Here is a 1811-nt window from a genome sequence, read left to right on the forward strand (position 1 = left end):
TCGATCTCGAAATCGGGCTTCACGTCGGCGGGGGCGACAGTCTTCATGCTTCATCTCCTGGTAACAGGTAACAGTGGTAACGCCGTTACCGAGCGTTCCCGGCCCGACGCAGAAGCAAAGATTGGCCTCGGCGCGGAAGCACGAAGGATTCTTTTTGTGGTGAGCCCAGCCACGAAAAATCGCACCAATCGGCTTGCAGAGATTGGCGAGGACGAGGCCGGAGCTTCGATCGCGCGCTTAAAGGCTCGGCAGCTTACCTGCGTGCGCTGGTAGGCTCTCTACCAAGGCTAAGAGCGTGCGCGAAAAACGAGCGGAGAGCGGCCGATCGCTAATTTGATCACGAGCAGAAGCTATGCGTAGCTAACGGACCTCCGCGCCCGCTGTGCGACGGGGCCGCTTGACGCAAACTGTGAGGTCTGGATGCCTCTCGCAAGAAGTGAGCGCTGAGCACTCGCAGCATGAGCTCGCTTCGGGTACAGGAGATCGAAACAGCGAGCGCCTCGGACCAACTTCTGGTTGCCCGTTGTTCCCGCAGTTGAAATATCTCAATTTGCAAGAAAACCTGATGAGAAAGCTCCGATGCCTTTAACACTTGCGCAGCTTGAGCGCCACCTATTCAGCGCAGCCGACATTCTTCGCGGAAAGATGGATGCGTCGGAATTCAAGGAATACATTTTCGGAATGCTGTTTCTGAAAAGATGCTCTGACGTATTCGAACAAGCGCGAACCAACGTCATCAAGAAGCGCATGGCAAACGGCGTTTCTGCAGAACAAGCAGCGCAAGACGCCGAAAGCAAAGTCTGGTACGGAAAAACAGGGGCATTCTGGGTACCTCCTCAATCTCGCTTCAGCTATCTCGTCAATGAAGCTCATGAAAACATTGGCGATAAGCTCAACAAGGCCCTCGGAGGGGTTGAGGCCGAGAACATTGCTCTCGAAGGCGTTCTCGACCACATCGATTTCACCCGAAAGGTCGGGCAGAGCAAGATCAGCGATCAGAAGCTCCGGCAATTGATCAACCACTTCGGAGAAATTAGGCTCCGCAATGAGGACTTCGAATTCCCCGACCTTCTGGGGGCCGCGTATGAATATCTCATTGGGGAATTCGCGGATTCCGCGGGCAAAAAGGGCGGCGAATTCTATACACCCCGATCCGTCGTACGAATGATGGTCCGGCTTTTGAAGCCGACCCTCGACCATGATATCTATGACCCTTGCTGCGGCTCGGGCGGCATGCTCATCGCTGCCAAGGATTACATCGACGAGAACGGCCAGGACGGAAGCAAAGCCAACCTTTTCGGCCAGGAATTCGCCGGAACCGTGTGGTCGATCGCCAAGATGAACATGCTGCTCCACGGCATGAACAGCCCCGACCTGCGTAACGAGGACACCCTGGGTGAACCGCAACACGTCGAGAACGGCGAGTTGCGCCGCTTCGACCGGATCCTGACCAACCCGCCATTTTCGATCAGCTGGGGATCGAAGGACAAGGACAAGGCGGGCAACTATCTCTGGGAACCAAAGTTCCCCGAGCGTTTTTTCCACGAGGTGCCGCGCGGCTCGAAGAAAGCCGACCTCATGTTCCTCCAGCACATGCTCCACGTCACCCGCGACGGCGGCATGATCGCGACCGTCATGCCACACGGTGTCCTCTTTCGCGGCGGCGATGAGGCGAAGATCCGGCAGAAGATCATCGAAAGCGATCAGATCGAAGCTGTCATCGGCCTCGGGCCGCAACTCTTCTACGGTACCGGCATTCCCGCATGTATCATCGTTCTGCGTCAGCGCATCCACCAAGGCGCGAACCTCGT

Annotated in this window: 2 protein-coding genes; both read left to right on the plus strand. The window is 56.6% G+C overall.

The features are described 5' to 3' along the window. Positions 1 to 273 (plus strand): hypothetical protein (locus tag DW2_RS20250; protein WP_038148998.1); only part of this gene is annotated, 273 nt, incomplete at its 5' end. Between the two features lie 306 nt (positions 274 to 579). Further along, positions 580 to 1811: type I restriction-modification system subunit M (locus DW2_RS18835; protein ID WP_038149000.1), on the plus strand; the 1232-nt coding region annotated here is incomplete at its 3' end.

The organism is Thioclava atlantica (assembly GCF_000737065.1).
GTDB classification, from domain to species: Bacteria; Pseudomonadota; Alphaproteobacteria; order Rhodobacterales; family Rhodobacteraceae; genus Thioclava; species Thioclava atlantica.